At 64.3% G+C, this 24,311-nt stretch carries 24 protein-coding genes; 10 read left to right on the top strand and 14 right to left on the bottom strand.

Going from position 1 to position 24,311, the window contains the following annotated elements:
- Positions 1-15 precede the first annotated feature (15 nt).
- The 3 genes from HV773_RS23495 to HV773_RS23485 are packed head-to-tail and all read right to left on the bottom strand — an operon-like array spanning position 16 to position 3,653.
- Complete coding sequence (locus tag HV773_RS23495) at positions 16-807, bottom strand: enoyl-CoA hydratase/isomerase family protein (RefSeq protein WP_175197006.1); 792 nt, start codon at positions 805-807, stop codon at positions 16-18.
- Positions 808-839: 32 nt separating this feature from the next.
- Positions 840-2,447, bottom strand: coding sequence for a carboxyl transferase domain-containing protein (locus tag HV773_RS23490; protein ID WP_175196935.1), 1,608 nt, complete (start codon positions 2,445-2,447; stop codon positions 840-842).
- Between the two features lie 24 nt (positions 2,448-2,471).
- Positions 2,472-3,653 (bottom strand): isovaleryl-CoA dehydrogenase, encoded by a 1,182-nt coding sequence (locus HV773_RS23485; RefSeq protein ID WP_175196934.1) that lies wholly within the window; start codon positions 3,651-3,653, stop codon positions 2,472-2,474.
- A 221-nt stretch (positions 3,654-3,874) separates the two neighbouring features.
- Here HV773_RS23485 and HV773_RS23480 point away from each other — a divergent pair, with 221 nt between their 5' ends.
- Positions 3,875-4,621, top strand: coding sequence for a TetR/AcrR family transcriptional regulator (locus HV773_RS23480; protein ID WP_175196933.1), 747 nt, complete (start codon positions 3,875-3,877; stop codon positions 4,619-4,621).
- Positions 4,622-4,677: 56 nt separating this feature from the next.
- Entirely contained in the window at positions 4,678-5,688 is a 1,011-nt protein-coding gene (locus tag HV773_RS23475) for a DUF2891 domain-containing protein (RefSeq protein ID WP_175196932.1), read from the top strand.
- A 57-nt stretch (positions 5,689-5,745) separates the two neighbouring features.
- Here the strand turns inward: HV773_RS23475 and HV773_RS23470 are convergent, their stop codons facing one another.
- From HV773_RS23470 to HV773_RS23450, 5 genes are all read right to left on the bottom strand, one after another.
- Positions 5,746-7,245, bottom strand: a complete 1,500-nt coding sequence (locus HV773_RS23470) for a chemotaxis protein CheW (RefSeq protein WP_175196931.1) — start codon at positions 7,243-7,245, stop codon at positions 5,746-5,748.
- Between the two features lie 75 nt (positions 7,246-7,320).
- Positions 7,321-7,818 (bottom strand): chemotaxis protein CheD, encoded by a 498-nt coding sequence (locus HV773_RS23465; protein WP_175196930.1) that lies wholly within the window; start codon positions 7,816-7,818, stop codon positions 7,321-7,323.
- Complete coding sequence (locus HV773_RS23460; protein WP_175196929.1) at positions 7,805-8,656, bottom strand: CheR family methyltransferase; 852 nt, start codon at positions 8,654-8,656, stop codon at positions 7,805-7,807. Before HV773_RS23460 ends, HV773_RS23465 begins: the two co-directional genes overlap by 14 nt.
- 15 nt (positions 8,657-8,671) lie before the next feature.
- Positions 8,672-10,369 carry a methyl-accepting chemotaxis protein gene (locus HV773_RS23455; protein WP_175196928.1) on the bottom strand — a complete coding sequence of 566 codons (1,698 nt, stop codon included), beginning with the start codon at positions 10,367-10,369 and terminating at the stop codon, positions 8,672-8,674.
- 367 nt (positions 10,370-10,736) lie between these two features.
- Entirely contained in the window at positions 10,737-11,780 is a 1,044-nt protein-coding gene (locus tag HV773_RS23450) for a DUF3443 family protein (protein ID WP_246282375.1), read from the bottom strand.
- On the opposite strand from HV773_RS23450, the gene HV773_RS23445 reads away from it, so the two are divergent.
- Positions 11,704-12,447 carry a hypothetical protein gene (locus HV773_RS23445; protein WP_175196914.1) on the top strand — a complete coding sequence of 248 codons (744 nt, stop codon included), beginning with the start codon at positions 11,704-11,706 and terminating at the stop codon, positions 12,445-12,447. The genes HV773_RS23450 and HV773_RS23445 overlap by 77 nt on opposite strands.
- Here the strand turns inward: HV773_RS23445 and HV773_RS23440 are convergent.
- The gene (locus tag HV773_RS23440) at positions 12,425-12,892 is read right to left on the bottom strand and encodes a DUF2844 domain-containing protein (protein ID WP_175196926.1); all 468 of its coding nucleotides are present in this window, start codon (positions 12,890-12,892) and stop codon (positions 12,425-12,427) included. The two genes, HV773_RS23445 and HV773_RS23440, sit on opposite strands and share 23 nt — an antisense overlap.
- Before the next feature lie 391 nt (positions 12,893-13,283).
- Here HV773_RS23440 and HV773_RS23435 point away from each other — a divergent pair, with 391 nt between their 5' ends.
- Both HV773_RS23435 and HV773_RS23430 read left to right on the top strand, forming a co-directional pair.
- Positions 13,284-13,652, top strand: coding sequence for a hypothetical protein (locus HV773_RS23435; protein ID WP_377729242.1), 369 nt, complete (start codon positions 13,284-13,286; stop codon positions 13,650-13,652).
- A 21-nt stretch (positions 13,653-13,673) separates the two neighbouring features.
- Positions 13,674-14,204 (top strand): YMGG-like glycine zipper-containing protein, encoded by a 531-nt coding sequence (locus tag HV773_RS23430; protein WP_175196925.1) that lies wholly within the window; start codon positions 13,674-13,676, stop codon positions 14,202-14,204.
- Positions 14,205-14,322: 118 nt separating this feature from the next.
- Here HV773_RS23430 and HV773_RS23425 read toward each other — a convergent pair whose 3' ends face one another.
- Positions 14,323-17,553 (bottom strand): transglycosylase domain-containing protein, encoded by a 3,231-nt coding sequence (locus HV773_RS23425; RefSeq protein ID WP_175196924.1) that lies wholly within the window; start codon positions 17,551-17,553, stop codon positions 14,323-14,325.
- A gap of 298 nt (positions 17,554-17,851) precedes the next feature.
- Between HV773_RS23425 and HV773_RS23420 the strand changes: the two genes are divergently transcribed.
- The gene (locus HV773_RS23420) at positions 17,852-18,184 is read left to right on the top strand and encodes a hypothetical protein (RefSeq protein ID WP_175196923.1); all 333 of its coding nucleotides are present in this window, start codon (positions 17,852-17,854) and stop codon (positions 18,182-18,184) included.
- Positions 18,185-18,385: 201 nt separating this feature from the next.
- Positions 18,386-18,655 carry a hypothetical protein gene (locus HV773_RS23415; protein ID WP_246282382.1) on the top strand — a complete coding sequence of 90 codons (270 nt, stop codon included), beginning with the start codon at positions 18,386-18,388 and terminating at the stop codon, positions 18,653-18,655.
- 107 nt (positions 18,656-18,762) lie between these two features.
- On the opposite strand, the gene HV773_RS23410 is transcribed toward HV773_RS23415, so the two are convergent.
- A complete protein-coding gene (locus HV773_RS23410; RefSeq protein ID WP_175196921.1) occupies positions 18,763-19,485 on the bottom strand; it encodes a response regulator transcription factor in 723 nt (240 codons plus the stop codon).
- Between the two features lie 221 nt (positions 19,486-19,706).
- Between HV773_RS23410 and HV773_RS23405 the strand changes: the two genes are divergently transcribed.
- Entirely contained in the window at positions 19,707-21,236 is a 1,530-nt protein-coding gene (locus tag HV773_RS23405; RefSeq protein ID WP_175196920.1) for an MFS transporter, read from the top strand.
- Here the strand turns inward: HV773_RS23405 and HV773_RS23400 are convergent.
- The 3 genes from HV773_RS23400 to HV773_RS23390 all read right to left on the bottom strand — a co-directional run bounded on the left by HV773_RS23400 (position 21,233) and on the right by HV773_RS23390 (position 22,442).
- Complete coding sequence (locus HV773_RS23400; RefSeq protein WP_175196919.1) at positions 21,233-21,502, bottom strand: hypothetical protein; 270 nt, start codon at positions 21,500-21,502, stop codon at positions 21,233-21,235. The genes HV773_RS23405 and HV773_RS23400 overlap by 4 nt on opposite strands.
- Before the next feature lie 80 nt (positions 21,503-21,582).
- Entirely contained in the window at positions 21,583-22,014 is a 432-nt protein-coding gene (locus HV773_RS23395) for a DoxX family protein (RefSeq protein ID WP_175196918.1), read from the bottom strand.
- Between the two features lie 266 nt (positions 22,015-22,280).
- Complete coding sequence (locus HV773_RS23390) at positions 22,281-22,442, bottom strand: hypothetical protein (RefSeq protein WP_175196917.1); 162 nt, start codon at positions 22,440-22,442, stop codon at positions 22,281-22,283.
- A 181-nt stretch (positions 22,443-22,623) separates the two neighbouring features.
- Between HV773_RS23390 and HV773_RS23385 the strand changes: the two genes are divergently transcribed.
- Positions 22,624-23,469: a helix-turn-helix domain-containing protein gene (locus HV773_RS23385; RefSeq protein WP_175196916.1), complete on the top strand. Its 846-nt coding sequence runs from the start codon at positions 22,624-22,626 to the stop codon at positions 23,467-23,469.
- 488 nt (positions 23,470-23,957) lie between these two features.
- A partial coding sequence (locus HV773_RS23380; RefSeq protein ID WP_175196915.1) for a nitrate reductase occupies positions 23,958-24,311 on the top strand: 354 nt, incomplete at its 3' end.

Genomic DNA, 24,311 nt, shown 5'->3' with positions numbered 1-24,311 from the left:
TTACGCTGTCTGTGATCACGCCGATTCACGCCAGCGCGGCGTGCGCTTTTCGAGGAAGGACGACACACCGTCGCGCCCCTCCTCGCTCGCGCGAATGCGCGCAATGCGCACGGCCGTGTCTTCGATCAGCACGTCGTTGATCGATTCGCCTGCGATGTCCTGCACGAGTTGCTTGCACTCGCGCACCGCGTTCGGGCTGTTCGCACGCAGCGTGTTGGCGATGCGCTCTACCGTTGCATCGAGTTCGCCCGCGCTCACCGCTTCGCTCACGAGACCGAGGCGCAGCGCCGTTGCGCAATCGAACGCCTCCGCCGTGACGAAGTAGCGGCGCGAAGCTTGCTCGCCGAGCGCGCGAATCACATACGGCGCGATGGTCGCGGGCATGAGCCCGAGGCGTGCTTCGGACAGGCAGAAGTTCACGGTCTCCGCCGCCACGACAATATCGGCCGCGCACACAAGACCCATGCCGCCCGCGTAAGCGTCGCCGTGCACGCGCGCGATCACGGGCTTCGGGCAGCGGTACACGGCGGACAGCATGTGCGCGAGGCGCAGTGCGTCGGCGCGGTTTTCCTCATCGGAATAGCCGGCCATCTTGCGCATCCAGTTCAGGTCCGCGCCCGCGCAGAATGCCTTGCCGTTGCCCGCGAGCACGATGACGCGCACGTCGTCGCGCGCGCCGAGCGCGGTGAAGGCGGCGGTGATCTCGGCGATCATCGTCTCGTTGAACGCGTTGCGCACATCAGGGCGATTGAGCGTCACGGTCGCGACTTGGGCCTGCACATCGACCAGCAGCGTTTCGTATTGCATCGTCATGTTCTCGCTCTCCACGTTCTGCGCGCTTACATGCGGAACACGCCGAAGCGCGTGTCTTCGATCGGCGCGTTCATCGTGGCCGACAGCCCGAGGCCAAGCACATCGCGAGTCTGGGCCGGATCGATCACGCCGTCGTCCCACAGGCGCGCGCTCGCATAATACGGATGCCCCTGGCGCTCGTACTGGTCGCGGATCGGCTGCTTGAAGGCCTCTTCCTCTTCCGCGCTCCACGTGCCGCCCTTGCCTTCAATGCCATCGCGGCGCACCGTGGCGAGCACGGAGGCGGCCTGCTCGCCGCCCATCACCGAGATGCGTGCATTTGGCCACATCCACAGGAAGCGCGGCGAGTACGCGCGGCCGCACATGCCGTAATTGCCCGCACCGAACGAGCCGCCGATAATGACCGTGAACTTCGGCACCTTGGCCGTGGCCACCGCCGTCACCATCTTCGCGCCGTTGCGCGCGATGCCTTCGTTCTCGTACTTGCGGCCCACCATGAAGCCCGTGATGTTCTGCAGGAACACGAGCGGAATCTTGCGCTGGCAGCACAGTTCGATGAAGTGCGTGCCCTTGAGCGCCGACTCCGAAAAGAGGATGCCGTTGTTCGCGATGATCCCCACCGGATGGCCCCAGATATGCGCGAAGCCCGTGACGAGCGTGGTGCCGTAGCGCGCCTTGAATTCGTCGAAGGCCGAGTCGTCTACGATGCGCGCGATCACCTCGCGCACGTCGAAAGGCTTGCGCGTATCCACGGGAATCACGCCATAGACGCTCTTTGCGTCGTAGCGCGGCGGCAGCGGTTCGCGCAGCACGACGGGCGGCGTTTTCGTGCGATTCAGATTGCCGACGATCGAACGCGCGATCGCGAGCGCATGCGCGTCGTTCTGCGCGAGATGATCGGCCACGCCCGAGAGGCGCGTATGCACGTCGCCGCCGCCGAGATCCTCGGCGCTCACCTCTTCGCCCGTTGCGGCCTTCACGAGCGGCGGGCCGCCGAGGAAAATCGTGCCCTGGTTCTTCACGATGATCGACTCGTCGCTCATCGCCGGCACATAAGCGCCGCCCGCCGTGCACGAGCCCATCACCACGGCAATCTGCGGAATGCCTTGCGACGAAAGATTCGCCTGGTTATAGAAGATGCGGCCGAAGTGGTCGCGGTCGGGAAAGACGTCGTCCTGATTGGGCAGGTTCGCACCGCCCGAATCGACGAGATACACGCACGGCAAATGGTTTTCCTGCGCGATTTCCTGCGCGCGCACGTGCTTCTTCACGGTGACGGGATAATACGTGCCGCCCTTCACCGTGGCGTCGTTGCAGACGATCACGCACTCCTGGCCCGCGATGCGCCCGATGCCCGTGATGATGCCCGCGCCCGGCGCGTCGTCGTTGTACATGCCGTAGGCCGCGAGCTGCGAGAGCTCGAGAAACGGCGTGCCCGGGTCGAGCACCTGCGCGATGCGCTCGCGCGGCAGCAGCTTGCCGCGCGAGACGTGCTTGTCGCGCGCCGCCTCGCCGCCGCCGAGCGACAGCTTCTGGATCTTCTCGCGCAGGTCCGCGACCAGCGCCTCGAGCGCGGCGGCGTTCGTCTTGAAGTCGTCCGAGCGCGGATTGAGCTTCGATTCGATGATCGGCATCTCGTCTATCCTCAGGATTGCGAATCAGGCGGTTTCGGCGAACAGCTCGCGGCCGATCAGCATGCGGCGAATCTCGCTCGTGCCCGCGCCGATTTCGTAGAGCTTCGCGTCACGCCAGAGGCGCCCGACCGGATACTCGTTGATATAGCCATTGCCGCCAAGGATCTGGATGGCCTCGCCAGCCATCCACGTGGCCTTTTCGGCGGTGTAGAGAATCACGCCAGCGCAGTCCTTGCGCACATGGCGCACGTGCCCCTGGTGGAGTGTGTCGAGCTGACGACCGACCGCGTAGAGATACGCGCGGCACGCCTGGAACGTGGTGTAAAGATCGGCAACCTTGCCCTGGATAAGCTGGAATTCGCCGATAGCCTGGCCGAACTGCTTGCGCTCGTGGATGTACGGCACGACCGAATCCATCACAGCGGCCATGATGCCGGTAGGGCCGCCCGCGAGCACGGCGCGCTCGTAATCGAGGCCGCTCATGAGCACCTTCACGCCGCCGTTGAGCTGGCCGAGGATATTTTCTTCGGGCACCTCGACGTCCTGGAACACGAGCTCGCCCGTGTGCGAGCCGCGCATGCCGAGCTTGTCGAGCTTTTGCGCCACGGAGAAGCCCTTCATGCCCTTCTCGACGATGAACGCCGTAATGCCGCGCGGGCCCGCTTCGAGATCGGTCTTCGCATAGACCACGAGCGTGTCGCAATCGGGGCCGTTGGTGATCCACATCTTCGTGCCGTTGAGCACGTATTTATCGCCCTTTTTATCGGCGCGCAGCTTCATGCTGACCACGTCCGAGCCGGCGTTCGGCTCGCTCATCGCGAGCGCGCCCACGTGCTCGCCCGAGACGAGCTTGGGCAGGTACTTGCGCTTTTGCGCCTCGGTGCCGTTGCGGTGGATCTGGTTCACGCAGAGGTTCGAATGCGCGCCATACGAAAGGCCGACCGAAGCCGAGGCGCGCGAGATTTCCTCCATCGCCACCATGTGCGCGGTGTAGCCCATGTTCGCGCCGCCGTATTCTTCGGAGACGGTCATGCCGAGCACGCCCAGATCGCCGAACTTGCGCCAGAGATCCATCGGAAACTGGTCGGTGCGGTCGATCTCGCCCGCGCGCGGGGCGATTTCCTTTGCCGCGAAGTTCGCAATGCTGTCACGCAGCATTTCGACTTCTTCGCCGAGCGGGAACTGCAAACCGGGTACGTTGCTCATCTGCGTGTCTCCTCAATTGGGCGCGGGCGCTTTCGCGGGTGACGCGGCTGGCCCCTCGGGGACATATTTCACGCCACATTTACGTTAACGTCAATAGGTATTTTTGAGTGAAGCTCAGATTTCTCGAGTAGCCCGTTATATGGCGTTTTTTTCGCCTTGAAAGCCACGAAACATCGTGCATAATCGGTACAAACTCCGCCTTAAACTGAATCTAGCTCAGAATGTCGACCGCCCCCACTTCCTTCATGCCCACGTCGCGCCGCCAGCCTGCGGGCCGCAAGTCCCAGCAGCGCGTCAGGGAAATTCTCGAGGCTGGGCGCGAGGTGTTCTCCGAAAAGGGCTACGCGCGCGCCACCACGGCCGAGATCGCGCAGCGCCTCTCCATTTCCGAAGCCACCGTGTTCAGCTACTTTCGCGGCAAGCGCGAACTGTGCGCGCGCGTGATCGGCGACTGGTATGACGAATCGATCGAGGCGATCGAGACGGGCCTGCCGCGCGACGGCACCGTGCGCCAGCAGTTTGCATTCATCGTGCGCATGCATCTGCGCCTGATGCTGGAGAGCGGCACGGGCATCTGCGAACTGGTGCTCTCGGAGGGCCGCACGCGTCACCACGAACTCAGCGAGGCGCTCACGGAAATGCAGCGGCGCTACACGGCGCCGCTCATGCGCGTGCTCGCGCGCGGCCAGGAATGCGGGCAGATTCGCAACGACATGCCGCTGCGCCTGCTGCGCTCGCTGATTTTCGGGCCGATGGAACACGTGCTTTGGGACGCGACGCTCGCCAACCGCCGCACCGATATCGACGCCACGGCGGAAAAACTCGCCGATGTATTGTGGAATGCGCTGCAGCCGCCCAATATCGAACTGGCCGCGCTCGCACAGTTCAGCCAGGACGTGGGCGAGGCGATGCGGCGTCTCGAACGCGAACGCTCGCCGCGCAAGGCAGGCGCAGAGGTTTCACGCTAAGCTGGCGTTTTCGCATTCGCGCCCTTCAAGCGTTTCGTCGCCACGCCCAGACCACCATGCACACTACGCTCACCCCTGCGCTCGCCTCCCGCTTCGCGTCTCTCGCGCTCGCTCACCTCACGCGCGAATATCCGAACAAGCTCACCCACTCGCTGGCCGGCCCGCAGGACGTGCAGGGGCCGCGCGCGCTGCATCCCGTGTTCTACGGCAGCTACGACTGGCATTCTTGCGTGCACGGCTATTGGCTCGTCGCGCATCTGCTGGAGCGCTTCCCGGACTTGCCCGAAGCGCCGCGCATCGTCGCCGTGATCGACGAGCACTTCACCGATGCGAACATGGCCGGCGAGCGCGCCTATCTCGACCTCGAACACAATCGTGGCTTCGAGCGCCCTTATGGCTGGGGCTGGCTGCTCGCGCTCGCGGCGCAACTGCACGGCATGAAGACGCCCGAAGGGCAGCGCTGGTCGCGCACGCTCACGCCGCTCACCGAGGCGTTCGTCGAACGCTTCGAGGAATTCCTGCCGAAAGCGACCTACCCGCTGCGCGTGGGCACGCACTTCAACACCGCGTTCGCGCTCACGCTCGCACACGACTTCGCGCGTCAGACCTCGCGCGATACGCTTGCGAGCCTGATCGAAGACACGGCGCGGCGCTGGCACACGAACGATGCGGGATGCCAGGCGTGGGAGCCTTCGGGCGACGAGTTCCTCTCGCCCGCGCTGATGGAAGCGGTGCTGATGAGCCGCGTAATGGACGGCGATGAGTTCGTCGCGTGGTTCGGGCGCTTCCTGCCCGCGCTGGCCGCACGCGAGCCGGGCACGCTGTTCCACCCCGCCACGGTCACCGACCGCACCGATGGCAAGATCGCCCATCTGGACGGCCTGAACCTGAGCCGCGCGTGGTGCCAGCGCACGCTTGCGCGCACGCTGCCTGCGGGCGACGCGCGCGCCGACGTGCTGCGCGAAGCGGCGCAGACGCATCTGGACACGGCGCTCGATCACGTCGCCGGCGACTATATGGGCGAGCACTGGCTCGCCAGCTTCGCAACGCTCGCGCTCGAAGCCTGAGCGCAGCGCATTGCACATGGCGCGCTGCCGGCCCTACGGCAGCGCGCGAACGCGCGCTCAAAACGCTGCGGCTTCCTCGGCCACGCGCTCGCACAGCGGCACGGGGTCGAGCAGCATCAAGGTGCCCTGCCCCGGCAACTCCACCGCCTCGCGCATGTCGCCGCGCGTCTGCGTGCCCGCGGCGCGCGTGAACATCTCGGGCATCGTCAACTGCGCGCCGCCGTTGAGTGTGACGATATCCTCGACCGAATCGACCAGTAGTCCATATTTTTCCCCGCGATGCTCGACGATCAGGATCTTCGCGTGGACAAGGTCCTCATAAGGCGGCATCGCGTACATCGAACGCACGTCGATAACGGTCACTAGCACGCCGCGCAAATTCAGCACACCGCGCACAAACGGCGGCAAGCCCGGCGTCTTGACGATGTCGTCGCGGTAGTCGATCACCTCGCGCAACTCGGCAATGCGCACGCCGATCAACTGGCCGATGCGGAACGTCACGAGGGTTTGTCGCGTGCCGCCGCGCTTTTGAGCGGAATCGGCCGCCTGCGCCGCGTTGCGGTAGAGATCGCGATGCGTTGTCGCAAGCGTCGCGATGCGCTCGTTCGCGAAGAGCGCGTCGGCGCTCACGAGCAGCACGCCGGTCGAGTCGCCCGCCGCGAGATAGCCGGCGAACAACGAGCGATGCGCGTCCCCATACGAAGGCATCTGCAATAGCTCGTCTTCGTGGTACGCGACGATGCTCGCGACTTCGTCCACCAGCAGCCCGAAGCATCCCGCATCGCGGTTGAGCACCACGATGCGCCGCTCTTCGGCAGCCACCGTGGCCGACGTGACATCAGGCGCGCGCGCAAAGCCAAGAAACGTACCGAAATCGAGCACCGGCACGGTTGCGCCGCGCAGGTTGAGCATGCCGATGCACACATCGTCGGCCATAGGCGAATGCTGCAGCGCCGGCACGCGGATGATCTCCTGGATCGCCCCCATCGGCAGCGCGAGCGCGGTGCCGCCCACCTTGAACGAAACGTTCTGGCGGCGCTGCCCCTGTTGCGCCTTGCGCTCAGTTGTGCGTGCAACCGGTTGTGCGAAATGCGGCACGTCGCGCAGCCCGAGCAGCGCCGAAGCTGAAAGCACTTGCAGAATGCGCTCGCCGCCGTCGAGCTTGAGCACCGCGCCGATCGTAGCCGGTGCACTGCCTTCGGCTGCTTCGATCGCGATCACCTGGTCCGTCGGCACGCGCAGAATCTCGCCGGTCGCGTCGAACCGCAGGCCCACGCGCATGCCTGATGCCTCCACGATGGCGATCTTGCGCGCGAGCGCTGCGCCCTCGTCGGGCAGGTGCAGTAACTGGTGCAAATCCACCACGGGAATCAGCGTGCCGCGCAGATTGAACAGCCCGAGCAGATAAGGCGGCGCGAGCGGAACCGGCGTCAGCGCCTCGGGGTGATTGACAACCTCCTGGAGCGCGGCAACGGGCAGCGCGAGTTCCGTGCCGGCTAGCAGGAACGACCCGTACAGCTCTAGCTGGCCGCCCGTGGCCAGCGAACGATGGTTCATCGTGAAGCTCCGTAGCTAGTGGGAACAAAGCGGGGAACGGGTTGCGCCCAAGGTCATGCGCGGGCGCCGCACGGTTCACCCCGGGCGCGAAAAGCGGCGCACCGCGTAGTTCTGCTGCCCGCAATCGATGGTCAACTGCCGGCCGCACTCGCCGCCCACATCGGTGTGAATCACGCGCACGCGCGCGTGCGTGAGCAACTGCTGCGCCATGCGCACGTTCAGCTCGCCTATCGGCTCGTGAATCGTGGTGCGGTGATGCATCATGTTCGCGCCGCCTGCCAGCACCGCTTCGATTTCGCCCTCGGGCGCGCCCTGCGCCCCCATCAACGAGATCAATGCAGGCAACGCGTCCACCACGTACTTCGCGTCCTGGCCTTGCCGCTCCGCCTGCGTGCTGCGCGCCTTGCCCACGGGCTGCGGCAACAGACAATGCGCGAGCCCGCAGGCGCCGCGCGCGCGCCACAGCAGCCCGATGCCCACGCATGAACCCAGCGTCGCGCGCAGGATGCGGGCATCTTCCCGCGTGCTCACCGCGATCTCGCACATCCGCACCTGCACGTCACGCGTGTTCATGGTCGCGCTCCTCGCGAGAGTGGCCGTTGCGATATACAAGGGGCTGCTCGAACGTGAAGCCCGTGGTCACCCGGCTCAGCGACTCCGATTCGCCCACGATCAGCACCGCGTCGGGACGCATCGCGCGGCGCACGTTCGCGAGCACCGCCCGTTGCCCTTCGAGGTCGAAGTAGATCAGCACGTTGCGCAGCAGCACCAGATCGAACTGGCCCAGATCGCGTGGCGCCGCATAGAGGTTGTGGCGGCGAAACACAACATGCGCGCGCAATGCGTCGACTACGTCCGCCTGCGCCCCGTCGCTATGGAAATACTTCTGCAACAGCGCGGCATGCCGTTCGCGCAGGCCTTCGAAACTGCGCCCCTTGTAGCTGCCCGCACGCGCGCTCGCCAGAATGCCGTCCGAGATATCGGTGCCGACGATCGCGTAACGAAACGCCGCCTCGCGTGCCCGAAACTCTTCGCAGAGCATGGCCGTGGACCAGGCCTCCTCGCCGCTCGACGACGCCGCCGACCACACGCGCAGCGTCTCGCCACAATGCGCCGCGAACCATTGCGGCAGAAAGGTCTGCGCGAAATACTCCCAGATGCGCGGGGTGCGAAAGAACGAGGTTTCGTTGGTCGTCACGAGGTCGATGAAGTCGCCCACCTCATCGGCATTCGTGTCGAGCACCTGCAGATAGTCGCGGTAGTCCGGCAAACCGAGCGCCATTACACGGCGGCGCAAGCGGCCCTTGAGCATGGTCCACTTGCGTTCGCTCATGGCGATGCCGGTGTGCCGGCGCACCTGCTCGAACAACGCGCGCTGCACCGACGGTTCGACATCCTGATCGATATCCACGCTTCCCCCGGCGCTCTAGACGACGAAGCGCGCGACCGTGTTGTCGAGCCCCTCGGCACCGCCCTTGAGCGAGGCCGCCGCGCGTGCGATGGTATCGCACGCGCCAGCCGACTTCTCGGTCTCCTCCGCCACCTGCTGGATTGCCGCGCTCACTTCGCGTGCAGCCACGAGCTGCTCGTCGGCGCCACAAGAGATTTCGGAGATCGCCTGGGTCGTGCGAGCGACGCCCGCCACGATCTTTTCGAACGCCTCGCCCGCCTGCTTCGAGATCTCGCTGCCCTGCGCGACCCGCTTGACCGACTCGTTGATGAGCTTCGAAATTTCCTTGGTTGCCTGCGAGGAGCGCTCGGCGAGCTTGCGCACTTCGTCGGCGACCACCGAGAAACCTAGCCCGTGCTCGCCCGCGCGCGCCGCCTCGATCGCAGCGTTGAACGCGAGCAGATTGGTCTGGCTAGCAATCTCGCCAATCACCTTGATGATCTCGCCAATGTCTTCCGACGAGCGATTGATAAGCTCCATCGCTTCGATCGAACGCGTGACCGCCTTCGCGCCGCGCTCGGCTTCCTGCTGCGTGTCCTTGGCCAGTTGATCGGCGCCGCGCGAGTTGTCGGCAATCGAATTGATCGAGGCAGTGAGCTCTTCGATCGACGCGTTCATTTCCTCGACGGTCGCGCCAAGCAACTGCGCACCGCCCGCCACCGTATCCGCGCGCGTCGCAATGTCCTTCGACGAGTCCTTGAACGTGCCCGCCGACTCGACAACCTTGCCGATCACGCCCGAGAGATCGCTCATCATGCTCTTGATGCCGGCGGCGAGCTGGTCGATCGGCTCGTCTCCGGACACTTCCACGTGGCCGGTCAGATCTCCCGACGCGGCGTTGCGCACCACGGCAAGCAGCTTTTCGACCTTGAGCTGATCGCTCTGGGCACGGCGCTTCACGCTTTCTTCGAGCTCGACCTGCGCGCTCACGTCGTTCGCGAACTTGACGACTTTATAGGGGCGGCCGTTCGCGTCGAAGATCGGGTTATAGGTGGCCTGAATCCACACCACGCGTCCGCCCTGGCCGATGCGCTTGTAGCGGCCCGAGTCGAACTCGCCGCGATTGAGCTTGGCCCAGAACTCGCGATAGTCGGGACTCTGCACGTAAGCGTCTTCGCAGAACATGCGGTGGTGCTTGCCCTGGATTTCTTCGAGCCGGTAACCAAGCGTGTCAAGAAAGTTCTGATTCGCCTGCAGCACGATTCCGTTCGTGTCGAATTCGATCACGGCCTGGGCCTTGTCGATCGCGCGCAAACGCCCCTCGTATTCGGCGTTCTGCTCCTTGACGGCCGTGATATCGGTGGCGAACTTGATGACCTTGTACGGACGCCCATCCTCGCCCAGCACGGGATTGTAGGAAGCATTGATCCAGATTTCGCGGCCGCCGCGCCCGAGGCGGCGGTATTCGCCGCGATCGAACTCGCCACGCCCGAGGCGCTCCCAGAACTGGCGATACGCTTCGCCTCGCACATAATCAGAATCGCAAAACATGCGGTGGTGCTTGCCGCGCACCTCTTCGAGCGTATAGCCGAGCACCGCCAGGAAATTGTCGTTGGCGTGCAGGACGATGCCCTGCATGTCGAACTCGATCACAGCCTGCACCCGGTTCAGTGCCGCGCTCACTGCACTCAACTCAACCAGTTCGAGCTGACGGTCCGGCGTCGCATGTTCCATCGTTTTACCCCTGTTGTTGTATGCGCCAGGCTTTAAAGCCGCTCGAGAACGGAAAGTCCATACGGCAGCTCTGGCGCTCACGAATTGGTCTCTCCTACCAACGCTATATCGGCGCTTGCGCGATTCGGCTTGAGCAGGGGTTTCCGCCAGGGCAAACGTTTGCCAGACGGGATTTTTGATCCGCAATTACGGTAATTAACGTCCGCTTATATGTATATTTTATAAATGCAAGAATGATGAAACTTTAATGAAAGAAATTCCCATAAACGGGAATTTTCCTTATGTCATTCCGCATATTTTTCTTTTATGTATTTAAAGAAAAAGCGCGCCATTTCGGCGCGCTTTTCATGGCAGCCGACTGGAAAAACTAGCGCGACAGATACGCAACATAGGGGCCCGTGGCGCCCGCCCCCGACGGCGTGCCTTCGATTCCGTAGTAGATGCGCCGGCCGTAGAAGAATGGCATGCCCAGATCGACGGTTTGCGCAAGGAACGTGGCAAGCGTGCTGAACGCAAAGTTCAGCGACGCGAACATCGCATCCGCGTTACCGATGATGATATCCGCCGTGCCATTCACGCCATTCGTGTCGGAAAGCGCGACGGCACGCTTGAGCGGCGTGGCAGGCACATAGAAGCCGCTATCCTGGATGATCGACCAGTCCTCGAAACTCAGCGTGTTCGAACCCGAGTCGATGAACGTTGGCACCGTGCTGCCGTTGCCTACGCTGCCTTTGAAATTGCCCCAGCGATCGGTCGCGAGCACGGTTGCGCCCGCGCCCGCCAACTGATTGTTCGTCTGCGTGCCGATGCCGAAGATCACGGTGCCGGTCGCCTTGGGCGCGCCAGCGGCGGCAATCGCCGGCGTGTCCACGATCACGCCGTTATTGTCGACGGGAAAGAGCGCCACCGGATTCGTGACCTGGCTGGCGAGCGGCAACGAGATGGGCGTGGCCGGCGCGGTGTCGGCGTAGTAGTAGCCCGTGCGCGGCGTGGGGCGCGTGCAAGCCGCGCCGCAGTCGTAGCGCGCGACGCCTACACCGAGTATGCCGTTCGCGCCCAGCACCGCCGGGCTTGTGAGCGCCGTGTTCCAGACGCACGAAGCCGGCGCAGGCGAGGCGATGGCGGCGTCGCCGATCACCTGGATGGGTACGGCGGGGGCCACTTCGCGCGCAAGCTTCACGTCCGCCGCGCGCAGGCTTCCCCACGTATAGCCCGAGCCGAACGCGCCACACGCCGCCACGTTCTTGCCGCTGGCAGGATCGGTTTGCACGGGCAGTGCGGCGAGCGTCGAGGCAGGAATCGCCGATGCGTAGAGGCGCAAGCCGAATGAGCCGGTGTCGAGCAACACGTTGTCGATCGTCGCGCAATTCGTCTGCGCGCCGCTGCTGGGCTGGCACACGGTAACGCTCACCAGCGGGAAGTTGCGCACCGCGCTTGCCGACGAGACGAGCAGCGGAATCGCATTGCCGATGTCGGCGGTGGAACCGCCACCCGAGGAACCGGAAGTGCCGGAGCCCGAGTCGGAGGTGCCGGAGCCCGAGCCGCCTGAGCCTGAACCGCCAGAACTCGATCCACCCGAGCCTGATCCACCCGAGCCTGATCCACCTGAACCGGAGCCGCCTGAACCGGAACCGCCTGAACTCGAACCGCCTGAACCGGAGCCGCCTGAACCGGAGCCGCCTGAACTCGAACCACCTGAACTCGAACCGCCTGAACCGGAGCCGCCTGAACCGGAGCCGCCTGAACCGGAGCCGCTCGAGCCCGAACCGCCAGAACCAGAGCTACCAGATCCACCCGAACTCGATCCACCCGAGCCCGACCCACCGGAACTCGACCCACCGGAACTCGAACCACCGGAACTCGAACCACCGGAACTCGGATTCTTGCCGCCCGACGCGCCACCGCTTGCCGCGTCCGACGCCGCCGAAACGCCCGCGGCGGCGCTGTTCGATACCGCAGCGCCGTCTCCGTCCCCGCCGCCGCCACAACCCGCCAGCAGCATGCTCGCGCTGAGCGCGCAAACCATCATGATCTTGTTCATCGCGCGTTCCCCGCTCATTGGATCTGATCGACGTTGAAGCCTTGCGGCAGCGCCTTCGGCAACCACGCACGGCCCGTCAATGCGCCCATATGGCCGCCCGTTTCGACGACGAGATCGGCCTGATGCACGGCAACCGGCCCGTAGCCGCCGCGGCGTGCGGACTGCGCCGCCGCCAGCCCCTTTTGCCAGGCAGGGAAGTAGTTGCCCAGCAGCGTGTCGAGCGAGCCGATGCGCGGCCCGCGCCAGGAAACGGCAAAGACGGTGCCGCTGGCATCGAGATACTCGTGGATCACGGTATCGTTATCGAGCGTGGTCGTCGTGACGGTCCACGTCGTGGTGGCCGCGTTGACGGCGGCCATCAAGCGCGTGGCCGGCGTACGCTGCGCATCGGGAAATGCGGGCGCGCCGCCCAATCCCGCCCATGCAGGCGCAGCGGCGAGTCCTATAGCCGCAGCCGCACCCACCGTCAGAATTCCCTTCATGTTGTAGTCCTTAGTAAATCGGTGACGTGCAATAAGTGGTCCACGCCTCGCACGAAGCGTGCAGGCGAGTCTAAGCGGGTAGCGGCATGCACACGGCCATCGGCTAATCGAAATGACTATTCGAATTCTTTACGCCACGCCGCAGCCTCGACGTCTTACACGCTGAAAGCCTTTGTGCATCGGGGTCAGACACGTCCAAACGCGGCAATGAAAAGGCGCAGACCGTCCGGACAAACGGCCACATCCTGTCGCTTCGCTGTAACAACTCGAAAAATCGGTGGCGTTCGCGTAATTGCATTGAGTGACGCGATGTCTTAGCGTTTGAGGATGCGCGGGCGCGCGGAGTCAGACCGGCACGCGCGCACCGTCCAATTCTGTTCTGGAGATCGTTGTGAGAAGGTCGAAATGGATGCTCGGGGCCACCACGGCCGCTCTGGCCGCCCTCGCCTGCACGAGCGGCGCGGCGCACGCAGCGCACGTAGGTGTTTTCATCAGCGGCGGCGTGCCTTATTACTACCCGGTTGCTCCGGCGCCCTACTACTACGCGCCGGGGCCCGTAATGGTCGCGCCGCCCCCGCAAGCGCCCGAGTACATCGAGCAGGGCCAGCAACAAGCGCAGTCGCCAGGCGACGACTACAACGAAGGCGATAACAGCGACACGTGGTACTACTGCGACGCCTCGAAAACCTACTACCCGTATGTGAAGCAGTGCTCGTCAGGCTGGCGCGCCGTGCCGGCCCAGCCCGCGCCTTCGAACTGATTCGACTACATCGAGTTGCACATGAAACCGACCTATCTCGCGCTGCTCGCCGCTGCGGGCCTTTTGAGCGCATGCGCCGTGGTCCCGGCCGGACCGAGCGTGATGGCCCTGCCGGGCACCGGCAAGAGCTTCGACCAGTTCCGCAACGACGACTACAACTGTCGCCAGTACGCCTTCGAGCAGGTGGGCGGCGCCACCACCAACCAGGCCACGACCAATACCGCCGTCGGCAGCGCCGTGGTCGGCACGGCGCTCGGCGCCGCCGCGGGCGCGGCGTTCGGTGGCGGCAGCGGCGCTGCCATCGGCGCGGGCGCGGGCCTGCTCGCGGGCAGCGCGGTCGGCATGGGCAACGTGCAAGGCTCGGCCTACGATGTCCAGCGCCGCTACGACTACGCGTATCTCCAGTGCATGTACGGCACCGGCAACCGCGTACCCGTACCGGGCGGCATGCAGACGCAACAGCAGCAGCAGCCGTACTCTCAGCCGCAGCAGCGCTATCTGCCGCCACCGCCGCCCGGATCACCGCCTCCGCCACCGCCAGGTTCGTATTGATCGATGCGAGACCGGCCGTGCTCGTTTGCGCGAGCGCTTGAGCCACCCCAAAAGGAAACGCGCCCAGGTCGGGCGCGTTTCTCGTTTACTCGTCGTTGCCGGGTTCATCGGTTCAAGGTCATTTCACGTTCGCCTTTGCCTTAATTAATTCGGTATCCGAATACGATCCCGGCACTGTGCTGAACCCGCCATCCGCCGCGCGCAATTGCGCAAGCGGCAAGCTCACGTGTTGCACCGCGCCCGTCTGCTGATCGATCAGCGTCATCTCCTGCGAGCCAGTTCCGGCCTTGAGCTTGCCGTCCGGCGAGCCCTTGTCCTCCAGCAGCGGTTGCAGCACCGGCGCGAGCGACTTCAGCAATTGCACCGAAAGCGCGCTCGTGAACGAGTAGCGGGCCGCATAGGGCTCGTGTACCCACGCGGTTAGGGTGCCGTAGAAGCGATCGCCGATGACGAACACGAACGTCGCACTGCGGTTCACCTTGCGCGACTCGATCAGGCGAGCGCCCGGCGCATATACGTTAAAGCGCTGATCGCCCGTGCCGGTCTTGCCATAAACCGGCAGCGTCTTGCCGCCGGGGAACGTCATGCCATCGGCGAGCCGCTTGGCCGTGCCGCCTTCCACCACCGATGTCAGCAACTCGCGCGCGACCTCCGCGATTTCCGGCGAAATGAGCGGTTGCGGCGGCGTAGCCGCATGCACGAAGCGCGTTTCGTACGGCGTGCCGCGCGCGAAGTCGAGCGATTCGAAGCTATGCGTCGGCAACTTCTCTCCATTGCTGGAGACGAGGCCGATCAGATACGCGAGCGCCGAAGGCCGGTCGCCCGATGCGCCAATCGCCGCGCCATACGAAGGCGTGATGTTGTCGAACGGGTAGCCGAGCGCACGCCACGACTTGCCGATCTCCGCATACGCCTTCAGTTCGATCATGTGGCGAATGCGCCGGTTCTGCGTCGCGTAATAGCGCGTCTTGAAGAGCCACTTGTAGGTATAGAGGCGCACGTCGCGGCTTTGCGCCTGAACCTGCGCGAGCGTCGCGTCGGGATGCGTGTGCAGATAATTCAGCAGCCACAATTCGAGCGGATGAATACCCGATATATAGCCGCGATCGTTGAGATTGAATTTGTCGATCGCATACTTGTTGTAGTACCCGGCAAGATCTTCGTCGTCGAGCCACTGAAATTTAGTGTTCTTCAGTTGCGCGCGCATCTGCGCGTTGAACCACGCCGGGTCGCCGTTCGGGTTCGCGCTGCGCAGCACCGTCGCGATCCGCGCGGGCCCCTTGCGCGTGTGCTTCAACAGGATCTGCAGCGCTTCGTCGTTGCTCTTGCCCGCATAGCGCGTGTAGAAGCGCTTCATGTAGACCTGGCTCTCGCCGTCGGCGAACTGCGTGAGGTAGTGGTTGCGCACCGCCGGATCGTCGAGGTAAGTCGAGGGTGGCCCCGAAACCTGGATCATCTCGTAGTGAACGATATCGCGCATGAGCCGCACAAACACGAGATTCACCGAATGCTGGAACGCGCTCTGCACGGTGAGGATCTGCGCGTTCTCGCTCGACTCGAAATTGTTGAAGCTTTGCGCGCCGCCGCCCGTGTAGAAGGTCTCGCCCGGATTCGCGGAATATTTGCGCTGCACCGCCGCTTCCAGCATCGCGGGCAGCGAACGATCGCGCGTCGTCGAGAGATAGTCGAGCGCCCAGCGCGTGAGCGCGTCGCTCGGGTCGGTCTGCGGAATCATCGCGCGCAACGTCTTGGGATCTTCGTTGGCGTACTTCGCGTTCAACGCGCTCACGATCTGCAGATACGTAATGAGCGTGCGCAGCTTCGCGGTCGAGCCGAGATTCATGCGCGCGCCGGAATTGATGTCGAACGGCTGGTTCACACTGTCGGTCTGCACGCGCACGAGGTTCTCGCCACCGCGCCGCTCGAACAGTGTGAAGCTGTAGGCAATCTTCGACGGGTCGTCGGCGGGCTTGAGCATCTTGTCACCCACCAGCCCCGCCGCGCGCGCGCCGTCCTTGGTCGCCGCATCGGCAAGCCGGTCGCTCACGGCCTGCTGTACAGCGTCGTCGAGCGTGGACGTGGCCGATAGATCAAGGCGGTCGAGATCGTAGATCGTCTTCAGGCCGAGCGCCTGCATCAGTTGCGTGCGCATCGTGAGCACCGCCTTGCGCTGGGCATAGGAGGCCGGCGCGCGCGGCGTGGACTTCGCACGGTCGAGCGTGAGCTGCGTCGCGAGTGCGGCGTCGCGCAGCGCGGGCGAGATCACGCCGCCGTTGCCGAGCAGGCGCAGATAGCTGTCGGTGAGCTTCGCAAGCGCGTCGTTGTTCTTCTGCAGGAAATACGAGGGCGCGCGCTGGGCGATCAGCAGCGAAAGCACCTGGCGGAACGCGAGCGCCTGCTCGTCCAGCGTGGTTTCCGACACGGGCTCGCGCAGAATGCGGTTGACGTCGCGGAAGTCGCGCCCATACCAGGCCGCAAGGCCGTCGCCGATACCGTTGACTTCACCCACACCCGCCTTCGCCGAAAGCGGTACGGAGTTCAGGTAGTGCACGAGAATCTGCTGGCGCGCGGGCATGGTTTGCGGGCCGTCGAGATAGGCGCGCACCGAGGCCGACGCAATCTGGCGCAGTTTCTCGGGCGGCGTCGCGGTGCGCCCGCCATCGGAGTGGCGGAACTTCTCGATTTGCGTGGCTAGCGTGCTGCCGCCCGGCGTGTGCTGATGCCGGTTCATGAGCCGAGCGCCCTGGTCGACGAGTGCGCGGCTAAAGCGCCCCCAGTCGATGGCCGGATTGCGGTTCGGCTGATCGGCGGCGAGCAGGTATTTGTCTTCGATGAAGAGCAGCGAATCGCGCACGAGCGGCGGCACGGCGTCGAAGTTCTCGTAGACGCGCTGCGGATAGCGCGTGTGAAACAGCGTCGCGCCGTTTGCGTCGCGCAGCACGATGCCGGCCTGGTCCTTTTCTTCATAAGGGACGAACAGGCCTTCGTCGGCAAGCGCGATCATGCGCGCGGAATCACGCGCCTGCGCGGCCACGGTGAAGCCGCGCTGTTCGAGACGCGTGGTAAAGGCCGGCAACTGGGCATAGCCGAGCCGCACGTCGTAAGGGCCATTCGTCGTGGGAAAGCGGATGCTGTGGCTCTGCCCCGGCTCGACCGCGAAGCCAATGTCGCGTGTGAGTTCGGAGAGATAGCGCGCCTGGAGTCTCGAAGTATCGATTTCGATCTGGACGATGCGCACCACGATGGCGATCGCAACCAGAATCGCGAGGACGAAACCCCATTTGATCCACCGCCAGACTGAACCGGCATGGGTGGCAGGAAGAGGAAAACGGACCGACGGGCGGCTCATGGTTATTCTCCCTGACGTCGCGCCAGATCGCGGAGTACCCCGCTGAGATAGTCTATCTCGCCTGGTTGATTCGTGTGCGGCGGTATCACGCTGCGGCGGCGTCAGTCGCGTCCCCGCAACAGCCGTGCCCGCTGCGCGGGGACCCCTGCATATCCGAGCCCGAATCGCTACTCGTGTTTCCACTGTATGCGGCGTATGTGTCGCGCGAATGGCGCTCGCCAGAGGGCATCGCGCGGCGCCGGCACGCGACGTGCTGCCGCTATAATCTTCAGTTCCTTGCGGTCGCCACACGAGACATATGAAGAAACTTGCCGTGCCCCTCGCCCTTTCGCTCAGCCTCGGCGCCTGCGCCTGGTTTCAGGGCAATCCGGACTCCGGTCAGCCTGTCATCGATTCCACGACCAACCGGTCGGTTCAGGACGTCGTCTCGTGCCTCACGGCAGAAGCGGCGCGGCGCGGCGTAAGCTTCCAGACGAGCGCACTGCCGCAGGGCGAAATGCTCGACTTCGGCGATTCGAACATCATCAAGATTCGCGCCGATAACGGCACGACCACCTATCGCTTCTACCCCGGCAAGCGTCACAAGGGGAACCTGTGGATCGAAAGCGCGAGCAAGACCTGCGCGCCCTGAGCCAACGCGTTGCGCGCCACGCGGCGCGAGCGCGCTTAAAGCGCGCTTACAGGCGCGTTCAAACCGGTTACGCGCCGTAACGGCATGTAGTACGGCGACATATTTCCAGAGGCGGGTTTTAAGAATCGCTTAAGTCTTCGTCCGCATCATCGCCTCACCCTGGAAGAAACACAGCAGGAGATGCCCGTGGACTGGACTGGATTGAAGAAGCATCAAGCAGCAACCGAAGCGCGGCCGGCCAAGCCCGCGAAGCGCACGATACTGCGGCGCCTGCTGAGCCATCACGAGCTCGCCACGCTGTTGCTGCTGCTGCATGCGCCCATCGACGCGAGCGCCAAGCCCGAGATCACCACGCTGCGCGAAGCAGGCCTCGTCGAGCAGGTGCCCGGCGACGCTGCCGCGGGCGCCGCGCTGATCCGCCTGACGCCCGAAGGCAATGCGGTGCTGGAAGGGCTCGGCATCGCACGTTGACACCGCACACAAGCAAGCCATAGCAAAACGGCGGCACGTGAATTACGTGCCGCCGTTTTTCATTCATTGGCCCATGACGCGAATCGCCCCGTCATGGGCGCCGGGCATCACGCCGCCGCGCGCTCGTCGAACGACACCGCCTCGTCCTGCAAGCGCAGCAGCCGGTAGCCGCTCTTGTAGACGGGCTGCAGACGGAAACCGTTGTGCTCCTCGATCTCCAGCAGCACGCGCAGGCGCGAGACGTGACTGTCGATGGTGCGCGTGAGCGTATGCAACTCGCGTCCCCAGACCATCGCGTAGATATGATCGCGCGAGAGCACGCGGCCGATATTCGCGAAGAACAGCGAAGCCAGCCGGTACTGCGTGCCCGACAGTTCGACGGGCTTGCCGTGCACGGTGACGGTCTGGCGGCGCATGTCGAAGTGATACGGGCCGACCTCGAGCACCACGTTGTCGTAACGATCAGGAAAGGCGCGCCGCAGCAGCGCATTCACGCGCGCACGAAACACCGAGGGGCACACCGGCAGGCTAACGTAGTCGTCCGCGCCCACCGAGAACGCGCGCACCACGCTCTCGTCAGAGTCGTCCTCGGAAGCGAACAGTACCGGAATCTGATTGCCGTTCACGGCGCGCACCGTCTTCAGCAATTCCGCGCCAGAGAGCCGCGAACCCTGCCAGTCGAGCACGAGCATGTCGACGGTAGAAGCGGCCAGCGCCTTGGCGAGCGCGATGCCGTCGCTGAACGGCATGCAAGCGTGGCCGCTTTGTGTGAGCGCACGCTCGATCAACCCGCGCTGGCCAGCGTCGCGCTGGAGAATTGCGATACGCATAGAAACCTCCCTTATCCGAACAAAGCGGGAGCAATTCTGTGGAGATGTGCAAAGACAGCCCATAAGAGGACTCTGAATTGCGACTCGTAGTGAAGAATTCCTTCGGCGTCGGCGTGAAGGCCTGACAGGCCCGGTATTGAGACGATGGCGGCCGCCGTCATGCTTCGACCTTTCACGTCGCACTGAAACGTCGTGGCAGCCAGCGTCCTAAGATACGTCGCATGAATACGCCATCTGCCCTTTCGCCCCGCTCTGCACGCTTCACGCCCGCGCTCGCACGCGTGGTGGGAACCGTGAGCGTGGGCTTCGTCGTGACGCAACTCGACGTCACCATCGTCAATATCGCGCTGGCGCGCATCGCCACCGACCTGCACGCGAACGTCGCCAGGCTGCAATGGATCGTCGACGCCTACACGCTCGCCTTCGCCGTGCTGATGCTCTCGGGGGGCGTGCTCGGCGACCGCTACGGCGCGCGCCGCATGTACGCGGTCGGCCTCGTCGTGTTCGCGCTCGCCTCGCTGGCCTGCGGGCTCGCGGCCAATCCGGCCTTGCTGATCGCGGCACGCGCGCTGCAAGGCGCGGGGGCGGCCGCCATGCTGCCCAATTCGCTCGCGCTGCTGAACGAGGCCTGCCGCCACGAACGCTCGCTGCGCGCCCGCGCCGTGGGTTTCTGGACCGCCGCCGGCGCGATCTCGATCGCCGCCGGACCGATCGCCGGCGGCCTGCTGATCGCCGCGTTCGGCTGGCGCAGCATCTTTCTCGTCAATCTGCCGCTCTGTGCAGCGGGCCTTGCTGCCACGCTGGCGTGGATTCCCGCATCGCACAGTGCAAGCGGCGCGGCCGCTCCTGCCGCGGATGCTCCGGCGCAGCGCCCGCGCAGCCTCGACCTGCGCGGCCAGTTGCTGGCCGTCGTCGCCCTCACGGCGTTCACGGGAGCGGTAATCGAGTGGCGGCCGCTCGGCTTCGCGCACTGGGCCGTGTGGGGCGGCTTCATGCTGGCGCTCGCGGCCGGCGCGGCGTTCGTCGCGCTCGAAGCGCGCATCGAAGCCCCCATGGTGCCGCTCGCCATGCTGCGCAATCGCATCTTCAGCACGGCCGTGCTATTCGGTGTATGCGTGAATCTGACGTACTACGGCACCGTATTCGTGCTCGCGCTGTTCCTCCAGCATGCGCGCGGCCAGTCGCCGTTGCAGGCCGGACTCACCTTTATCCCGCTCACGGGCGGCTTCCTGCTCTCCAACATCGCGAGCGGACACGTGGTCGCGCGCTACGGCACGCGCTTGCCGATGATCGGCGGCGCGCTCGTGGCGGGGCTCGGCTATGCGCTGCTGATTCCTGTCGATGCGAACACGCCGCTGATTGCGCTGCTCGCGGCGTTTCTGCTGATTCCCGCCGGCATGGGGCTCGCGGTGCCGGCCATGACCACCACGGTGCTGGCCTCGGTCGAACCGGCACGCGCGGGCACGGCATCGGCCTTGCTCAATACGGCGCGCCAGGCGGGCGGCGCGGTGGGCGTGGCGGCGTTCGGTGCGCTCACCGGCAGCGGGGCGCCGGCGCAGGTCGTGAGCGGCCTGCACGCCGATACGGCAATCTCTGCAATGCTGCTTCTGGTGGCGGCCTGCCTGGCCTGGAGTATGCGCGCGGACGCGACGGCCCCCGCCACCCTCAACGCCACGCACGCCAACGCGCCGCGCCAGGAAAAACGCGCATACGAATCAAGCGTGAAAGACAACGAAGCCGCGCGCAGCTAGAGCGAGGCTTCCTGAATCGCGCCCGTACTCAGCGCACGTTCGATCAGTCCTTCGGCTTGCGCCTTGCGAATGGCGTGCGCGATCAGCCGGTCGGGCTCCTCGAGTTCGGCCTTGAGCGTGCCGATCAACCCCGACGCATCGAATATCACCAGCGTCTTCGCGGTATCGGCGGTGCTGATCAGCACGCGGCGCGTGCCGTCCTCGGCAAGGCTCGCGCAGAACTGCCCGGCCCTGCCACCCACGTTGAATTCGAAGTTTTCAATCACAGCGGGCTCCCAAGTTTCCTGGTGGATCTTGTTCGTTGTCGGCGTGCCGCATGCAACGGCGTGGGCAACCGGGCGAGCCTTCAGCCCCGCAGCCCGCCGCGCGGCGCACGCAGTCCATCGATGGAAGCACGTCCCGCGCCCGTTACCGTGAGCAGCAGGAACCCGCCCGCGATCGCGATGTTTTTCCAGAAATGCACGACCGCGTCCTGCTGATGCGCAGCCTCGGTGATATTCCAGAAGTCATGCCCAAGAACCGCCGTGACAATGGTGTAAGCGGCCAGCACGAACGCCACGAAGCGCATGCGCACGCCGAACACGAGCGCGAGCCCGCCTAGCAACTCCACGCCGGTGGCGATGGGCGCCATGAATTGCGCATAAGGCACGCCATGCGCATGCAGATAAGCGATGAATCCCGCGTACCCAAAAAGCTTCATGGCGCCGCCCCATAAAAACAGAATCGCGAGCGCAATACGGGCGATGAAGATGATCAGGGAATCCGTGGGACGTGTCATGAAGGGCTCCGATATGCAATATGGCAATGACATCGGTCCCTTCCTACAGTTCCCTACCTAATGGATTACGCGCATATCGGCAGACAGAACGGCGGATCGCGAATCCGCGCCCGCGCGCGAAAGCCACGTCAGGCGGCAGCGGCAAATTTCCCGGCAAAAATTGATTCGTACTGCCATATAATCGGCAGACGAGCATACCCGTGCCGGGACCGCGATACGCGTTTACCCGCACGCGCTCGACTTCGGAGACCGGCTTGCTGGCACGCTCAATGCTTGTGACGCATGCCGTGTCCGCGGTGTGCGTCGAGCCAGCGCGTCACGCGCTCCTCAAGCACGCCCCGGCTATGGCGCGACACGGCCCACATGGCGGCGCACACCACCAGCATCACAACCGGGCCCAGCAGATAAGCAACCACCGTTTCCCTCATGGCCTTCTCCTCGCCATGCCATCAACTAAATTGTGAGATATAAATTCTAGGCGAAACGCAGGGACATCGAAAAGCGTCTTACGCGAACGTCGCAGACATTTTTTCGAGCGGATTTCTTATGACGCGGAACCCTTACCTCACGGGTAATCGACCGCTCGCGTCTTTTCGCTAGAATCGGTGCATGAACACGCTCGCTAACGCCTTCGTGGCTCCCTCCCCCGTGCAGTCGACCATTGGCGCAACGCGCCGCAGTGTGGGCGAGCTGTTGCGCGAATGGCGATTGCGCCGCCGCATGAGCCAGATGTTGCTCGCGAACGAAGCGGAGATTTCCACCCGGCACCTGAGTTTCGTGGAGTCGGGCCGCTCGCTGCCGAGCCGCGAAATGGTCATGCATCTGGCCGAAAGCCTGGACGTGCCGCTGCGCGAGCGCAACGCGCTGCTCGTTGCCGCGGGTTATGCGCCGCTCTATCGGGAGCGCGCGCTCGACGACCCGCAGCTCACGGCGGTGCGCGAAGCCGTCGAACTGGTGCTGCGCGGCCACGAGCCCTACCCGGCGCTCGCGGTCGACCGGCACTGGAACATCGTGGCGGCCAATGCCTCGCTCGCGCCGCTAGTTGGCGACGCCTCGCCCGCGCTGCTGGCCGCGCCCGCGAATGCGCTGCGTCTTTCGCTGCATCCCGAGGGTGTGGCGCCGCGTATCGTCAACTGGCATGCGTGGCGTGCACATCTGCTCACGCGCTTGCAGCGGCAGATCGAAGCGAGCGCCGATCCGACCCTCGTCGCGCTTCACGACGAACTGGCCGCCTACTCCGCGCCGCCGCATGCGGCTTGTGCCGGCGACGAACCGGTTCAGCACACGATTGCGGTGCCGCTGCGCATACGGACCGCGCTCGGCGAACTGTCCTTCTACAGCACGACCACCGTATTCGGCACGCCCGTCGACATTACGCTTTCTGAACTCGCAATCGAGGCGTTCTTTCCCGCCGATGCGCCAACCGCGCAAATGTTGCGTACGCAATCAGTTTAATGCGCCGCATATGCCACGCCCGGCTTCGATTCGAAACTCGAGCGACGCGCCAATGCGGATTACCGCCGTATTCGTCAAGATGATGAAAAACGTTGTTTAATCGATTCGCTGTGAATTTCGGAATTTTCTGCGGCACATTGAATTCGACCGCTTCAATTCATCATAAGCATTGTCCTCGATTGCCCTTCGGGGCAGCCCCAATCCCTTACGAGTAATCCCGGAAATGCGGAGAATAACGACCGCGCCGCTGTTCCCTTAAAAATATAACGAAAACGATTTCTAACATCTGGAATTAGCCAGTCAGAAAACATGCGAATTTCCGCTCGGGCACAATGAGTGTGAGCGCTCAGCGTTTACTCAAATTGCATTGCATGCAATGCGCGTAAAAAAGCGCATCGGCAATGGCATTTACCTCTTGCATTCTCTTTACTTATTAACGGTCTTCCCCTTAAATCAGACCTGTCCCTGCTACAGTAGCTGGAGAAGCCATGAGTCATTTTCTCGATCGCCTGCGTTACTTCACTACTGCCAGGCCGCAATTCGCGGACGGTCACGGCGCCGTGACCGACGAAGACCGCAAATGGGAAGACGCTTATCGCACGCGCTGGGCCCATGACAAGATCGTGCGCTCCACGCACGGCGTCAATTGCACGGGCTCGTGCTCATGGAAGATCTATGTGAAGGGCGGCATTGTCGCGTGGGAAACGCAGCAGACCGACTATCCGCGCACCCGCCCCGACATGCCCAACCACGAGCCGCGCGGCTGCTCGCGCGGCGCATCGTACTCGTGGTACCTCTATAGCGCGAACCGCCTGAAATATCCGCTCATGCGCAGCGCGCTC

The sequence above is a fragment of the Paraburkholderia caffeinitolerans genome, from assembly GCF_902859945.1.
Lineage (GTDB): Bacteria > Pseudomonadota > Gammaproteobacteria > Burkholderiales > Burkholderiaceae > Paraburkholderia > Paraburkholderia caffeinitolerans.
The sequence above is the reverse complement of the archived record's forward strand: the minus strand, read 5'-3'. Positions and strand labels throughout refer to the sequence as shown.

What these genes read in the sequence shown, in the direction of transcription:
- HV773_RS23425 (WP_175196924.1), bottom strand. Translation starts at nt 17,553, where the DNA reads ATGAGCCGCCCGTCGGTCCGTTTTCCTCTTCCTGCCACCCATGCCGGT.
- HV773_RS23475 (WP_175196932.1), top strand. Translation starts at nt 4,678, where the DNA reads ATGCACACTACGCTCACCCCTGCGCTCGCCTCCCGCTTCGCGTCTCTC.
- HV773_RS23410 (WP_175196921.1), bottom strand. Translation starts at nt 19,485, where the DNA reads ATGCGTATCGCAATTCTCCAGCGCGACGCTGGCCAGCGCGGGTTGATC.
- HV773_RS23420 (WP_175196923.1), top strand. Translation starts at nt 17,852, where the DNA reads ATGAAGAAACTTGCCGTGCCCCTCGCCCTTTCGCTCAGCCTCGGCGCC.
- HV773_RS23430 (WP_175196925.1), top strand. Translation starts at nt 13,674, where the DNA reads ATGAAACCGACCTATCTCGCGCTGCTCGCCGCTGCGGGCCTTTTGAGC.
- HV773_RS23390 (WP_175196917.1), bottom strand. Translation starts at nt 22,442, where the DNA reads ATGAGGGAAACGGTGGTTGCTTATCTGCTGGGCCCGGTTGTGATGCTG.
- HV773_RS23485 (WP_175196934.1), bottom strand. Translation starts at nt 3,653, where the DNA reads ATGAGCAACGTACCCGGTTTGCAGTTCCCGCTCGGCGAAGAAGTCGAA.
- HV773_RS23405 (WP_175196920.1), top strand. Translation starts at nt 19,707, where the DNA reads ATGAATACGCCATCTGCCCTTTCGCCCCGCTCTGCACGCTTCACGCCC.
- HV773_RS23470 (WP_175196931.1), bottom strand. Translation starts at nt 7,245, where the DNA reads ATGAACCATCGTTCGCTGGCCACGGGCGGCCAGCTAGAGCTGTACGGG.
- HV773_RS23465 (WP_175196930.1), bottom strand. Translation starts at nt 7,818, where the DNA reads ATGAACACGCGTGACGTGCAGGTGCGGATGTGCGAGATCGCGGTGAGC.
- HV773_RS23440 (WP_175196926.1), bottom strand. Translation starts at nt 12,892, where the DNA reads ATGAAGGGAATTCTGACGGTGGGTGCGGCTGCGGCTATAGGACTCGCC.
- HV773_RS23490 (WP_175196935.1), bottom strand. Translation starts at nt 2,447, where the DNA reads ATGCCGATCATCGAATCGAAGCTCAATCCGCGCTCGGACGACTTCAAG.
- HV773_RS23395 (WP_175196918.1), bottom strand. Translation starts at nt 22,014, where the DNA reads ATGACACGTCCCACGGATTCCCTGATCATCTTCATCGCCCGTATTGCG.
- HV773_RS23480 (WP_175196933.1), top strand. Translation starts at nt 3,875, where the DNA reads ATGTCGACCGCCCCCACTTCCTTCATGCCCACGTCGCGCCGCCAGCCT.
- HV773_RS23455 (WP_175196928.1), bottom strand. Translation starts at nt 10,369, where the DNA reads ATGGAACATGCGACGCCGGACCGTCAGCTCGAACTGGTTGAGTTGAGT.
- HV773_RS23495 (WP_175197006.1), bottom strand. Translation starts at nt 807, where the DNA reads ATGCAATACGAAACGCTGCTGGTCGATGTGCAGGCCCAAGTCGCGACC.
- HV773_RS23385 (WP_175196916.1), top strand. Translation starts at nt 22,624, where the DNA reads ATGAACACGCTCGCTAACGCCTTCGTGGCTCCCTCCCCCGTGCAGTCG.